Below are 5240 nucleotides of genomic sequence, written 5' to 3'. Positions count from 1 at the left end.
ACGGGGTTGTTCGTGGTTTCAGAACCAACACAGTGGACGCGAGCAACTGAGGACAAGCCCTCGGCCTATTAGTACCGGTCAACTCCACACGTTACCGTGCTTCCATATCCGGCCTATCAACCCAGTCGTCTACTGGGAGCCTTACCCTCTCATGGAGGTGGGAGTCCTCATCTCGAAGCAGGCTTCCCGCTTAGATGCTTTCAGCGGTTATCCCTCCCGAACGTAGCCAACCAGCCATGCCCTTGGCAGGACAACTGGCACACCAGAGGTTCGTCCGTCCCGGTCCTCTCGTACTAGGGACAGCCCTTCTCAAGACTCCTACGCGCACAGCGGATAGGGACCGAACTGTCTCACGACGTTCTAAACCCAGCTCGCGTACCGCTTTAATGGGCGAACAGCCCAACCCTTGGGACCGACTCCAGCCCCAGGATGCGACGAGCCGACATCGAGGTGCCAAACCATCCCGTCGATATGGACTCTTGGGGAAGATCAGCCTGTTATCCCCGGGGTACCTTTTATCCGTTGAGCGACGGCGCTTCCACAAGCCACCGCCGGATCACTAGTCCCGACTTTCGTCCCTGCTCGACCCGTCGGTCTCACAGTCAAGCTCCCTTGTGCACTTACACTCAACACCTGATTACCAACCAGGCTGAGGGAACCTTTGGGCGCCTCCGTTACTCTTTAGGAGGCAACCGCCCCAGTTAAACTACCCATCAGACACTGTCCCTGATCCGGATCACGGACCCAGGTTAGACATCCAGCACGACCAGACTGGTATTTCAACGACGACTCCACCACCACTGGCGTGGCAGCTTCACAGTCTCCCAGCTATCCTACACAAGCCGAACCGAACACCAATATCAAACTGTAGTAAAGGTCCCGGGGTCTTTCCGTCCTGCTGCGCGAAACGAGCATCTTTACTCGTAGTGCAATTTCACCGGGCCTATGGTTGAGACAGTCGAGAAGTCGTTACGCCATTCGTGCAGGTCGGAACTTACCCGACAAGGAATTTCGCTACCTTAGGATGGTTATAGTTACCACCGCCGTTTACTGGCGCTTAAGTTCTCAGCTTCGCCACCCCGAAGAGTGACTAACCGGTCCCCTTAACGTTCCAGCACCGGGCAGGCGTCAGTCCGTATACATCGCCTTACGGCTTCGCACGGACCTGTGTTTTTAGTAAACAGTCGCTTCTCGCTGGTCTCTGCGGCCACACCCAGCTCAGAGGGAAAACCCCATCACCGGACATGGCCCCCCTTCTCCCGAAGTTACGGGGGCATTTTGCCGAGTTCCTTAACCATAGTTCACCCGAACGCCTCGGTATTCTCTACCTGACCACCTGAGTCGGTTTAGGGTACGGGCCGCCATGAAACTCGCTAGAGGCTTTTCTCGACAGCATAGGATCATCCACTTCACCACAATCGGCTCGGCATCAGGTCTCACCCACATGCCATCCGGATTTACCTGGATGACGGGCTACACCCTTACCCCGGGACAACCACCGCCCGGGCTGGACTACCTTCCTGCGTCACCCCATCACTCACCTACTAACCGCTTGGGCCGGCGGCTCCACCACTTTCCATTCCCCGAAGGGTCCGGAACGGCTTCACGGCCTTAGCATCACGATGCTCGATGTTTGACGCTTCACAGCGGGTACCGGAATATCAACCGGTTATCCATCGACTACGCCTGTCGGCCTCGCCTTAGGTCCCGACTTACCCTGGGCAGATCAGCTTGACCCAGGAACCCTTAGTCAATCGGCGCACACGTTTCTCACGTGTGTATCGCTACTCATGCCTGCATTCTCACTCGTGAACCGTCCACAACTCGCTTCCGCGGCTGCTTCACCCGGCACACGACGCTCCCCTACCCATCCATACGGGCGTTGGCCCTACATGTATGAATGACACGACTTCGGCGGTACGCTTGAGCCCCGCTACATTGTCGGCGCGGAATCACTAGACCAGTGAGCTATTACGCACTCTTTCAAGGGTGGCTGCTTCTAAGCCAACCTCCTGGTTGTCTGTGCGACTCCACATCCTTTCCCACTTAGCGTACGCTTGGGGGCCTTAGTCGATGCTCTGGGCTGTTTCCCTCTCGACCATGGAGCTTATCCCCCACAGTCTCACTGCCGCGCTCTCACTTACCGGCATTCGGAGTTTGGCTAAGGTCAGTAACCCGGTAGGGCCCATCGCCTATCCAGTGCTCTACCTCCGGCAAGAAACACACGACGCTGCACCTAAATGCATTTCGGGGAGAACCAGCTATCACGGAGTTTGATTGGCCTTTCACCCCTAACCACAGGTCATCCCCCAGGTTTTCAACCCTGGTGGGTTCGGTCCTCCACGAAGTCTTACCTCCGCTTCAACCTGCCCATGGCTAGATCACTCCGCTTCGGGTCTTGAGCATGCTACTGAAATCGCCCTGTTCGGACTCGCTTTCGCTACGGCTTCCCCACTCGGGTTAACCTCGCAACACACCGCAAACTCGCAGGCTCATTCTTCAAAAGGCACGCAGTCACGACGCAAGGACAAGTCCTTGCGCGACGCTCCCACGGCTTGTAGGCACACGGTTTCAGGTACTATTTCACTCCGCTCCCGCGGTACTTTTCACCATTCCCTCACGGTACTATCCGCTATCGGTCACCAGGGAATATTTAGGCTTAGCGGGTGGTCCCGCCAGATTCACACGGGATTTCTCGGGCCCCGTGCTACTTGGGTGTCTCTCAAACGAGCCGCTGATGTTTCGACTACGGGGGTCTTACCCTCTACGCCGGACCTTTCGCATGTCCTTCGCCTACATCAACGGTTTCTGACTCGTCCCACGGCCGGCAGACCGTGGAAGAGAGATCCCACAACCCCGTATGCGCAACCCCTGCCGGGTCTCACACGCATACGGTTTGGCCTCATCCGGTTTCGCTCGCCACTACTCCCGGAATCACGGTTGTTTTCTCTTCCTGCGGGTACTGAGATGTTTCACTTCCCCGCGTTCCCTCCACATACCCTATGTGTTCAGGTATGGGTGACAGCCCATGACGACTGCCGGGTTTCCCCATTCGGACACCCCCGGATCAAAGCCTGGTTGACGACTCCCCGGGGCCTATCGTGGCCTCCCACGTCCTTCATCGGTTCCTGGTGCCAAGGCATCCACCGTGCGCCCTTAAAAACTTGGCCACAGATGCTCGCGTCCACTGTGCAGTTCTCAAACAACGACCAACCACCCATCACCCCCGGCAACAACCGGAGTTCACTGGGGCCGGCATCGTGAAGACAGACCGTCACGGCCGTGCCCTCAGACACCCAACAGCGTGCCCGGCCGCTCTCCACCCGAAGATCATGCTTTCCACGTCCCCGAAGGGGACAGTACTCGCACGCCTCCGGCGCGGAAAACCGGCCGAATAATCAACGTTCCACCCATGAGCAACCAGCACCGGACATGCGCCGGTGTACTGGCCCCTGACCGGCCGAAGGCCGGTAAGAAGTGCTCCTTAGAAAGGAGGTGATCCAGCCGCACCTTCCGGTACGGCTACCTTGTTACGACTTCGTCCCAATCGCCAGTCCCACCTTCGACAGCTCCCTCCCCGCAAGGGGGTTGGGCCACCGGCTTCGGGTGTTACCGACTTTCGTGACGTGACGGGCGGTGTGTACAAGGCCCGGGAACGTATTCACCGCAGCAGTGCTGATCTGCGATTACTAGCAACTCCGACTTCATGGGGTCGAGTTGCAGACCCCAATCCGAACTGAGACCGGCTTTTTGAGATTCGCTCCACCTCACGGTATCGCAGCTCATTGTACCGGCCATTGTAGCACGTGTGCAGCCCAAGACATAAGGGGCATGATGACTTGACGTCGTCCCCACCTTCCTCCGAGTTGACCCCGGCGGTCTCCCGTGAGTCCCCAACACCCCCGAAGGGGCTTGCTGGCAACACGGGACAAGGGTTGCGCTCGTTGCGGGACTTAACCCAACATCTCACGACACGAGCTGACGACAGCCATGCACCACCTGTACACCGACCACAAGGGGGCGCCTGTCTCCAGACGTTTCCGGTGTATGTCAAGCCTTGGTAAGGTTCTTCGCGTTGCGTCGAATTAAGCCACATGCTCCGCTGCTTGTGCGGGCCCCCGTCAATTCCTTTGAGTTTTAGCCTTGCGGCCGTACTCCCCAGGCGGGGAACTTAATGCGTTAGCTGCGGCACCGACGACGTGGAATGTCGCCAACACCTAGTTCCCACCGTTTACGGCGTGGACTACCAGGGTATCTAATCCTGTTCGCTCCCCACGCTTTCGCTCCTCAGCGTCAGTAATGGCCCAGAGATCCGCCTTCGCCACCGGTGTTCCTCCTGATATCTGCGCATTTCACCGCTACACCAGGAATTCCGATCTCCCCTACCACACTCTAGCCTGCCCGTATCGACTGCAGACCCGGGGTTAAGCCCCGGGCTTTCACAATCGACGCGACAAGCCGCCTACGAGCTCTTTACGCCCAATAATTCCGGACAACGCTCGCGCCCTACGTATTACCGCGGCTGCTGGCACGTAGTTAGCCGGCGCTTCTTCTGCAGGTACCGTCACTTTCGCTTCTTCCCTGCTGAAAGAGGTTTACAACCCGAAGGCCGTCATCCCTCACGCGGCGTCGCTGCATCAGGCTTTCGCCCATTGTGCAATATTCCCCACTGCTGCCTCCCGTAGGAGTCTGGGCCGTGTCTCAGTCCCAGTGTGGCCGGTCGCCCTCTCAGGCCGGCTACCCGTCGTCGCCTTGGTGAGCCATTACCTCACCAACAAGCTGATAGGCCGCGGGCTCATCCCTCACCGCCGGAGCTTTTAACCTCCACCCATGCGAGTGGAAGTGTTATCCGGTATTAGACCCCGTTTCCAGGGCTTGTCCCAGAGTGAAGGGCAGATTGCCCACGTGTTACTCACCCGTTCGCCACTAATCCCCACCGAAGTGGTTCATCGTTCGACTTGCATGTGTTAAGCACGCCGCCAGCGTTCGTCCTGAGCCAGGATCAAACTCTCCGTGAATGTTTTCCCGTGATCGGGAACGACACGCACGAGAGCGGAACGGTCGGGCGGAATGAGCCCGGCCGTTCACAGCGTCCTCGCTGTGTTTGTTTCAAAGGAACCTCGTCCCGGCCGAACGGCCGGAGACGGGGTATCAACATATCTGGCGTTGATTTTTGGCACGCTGTTGAGTTCTCAAGGAACGGACGCTTCCTTTGTACTCACCCTCTCGGGCTTTCCTCC

At 58.1% G+C, this 5240-nt stretch carries 2 rRNA genes; both read right to left on the bottom strand.

Annotation, left to right across the window (positions count from 1 at the left end):
* Positions 1 to 48: 48 nt before the first annotated feature.
* Positions 49 to 3170, bottom strand: a 23S ribosomal RNA gene (locus ORI94_RS34905).
* A gap of 318 nt (positions 3171 to 3488) precedes the next feature.
* Positions 3489 to 5018: ribosomal RNA gene (locus tag ORI94_RS34900) — 16S ribosomal RNA — on the bottom strand.
* Together the 16S and 23S rRNA genes form the textbook arrangement of a ribosomal RNA operon.
* Between the last annotated feature and the right edge of the window lie 222 nt (positions 5019 to 5240).

Source organism: Streptomyces sp. NEAU-W12 (assembly GCF_026242095.1).
Classification (GTDB): Bacteria; Actinomycetota; Actinomycetes; order Streptomycetales; family Streptomycetaceae; genus Streptomyces.
Note: the sequence above shows the minus strand (reverse complement) of the source record. Positions and strands in the feature narration are given on the sequence as shown.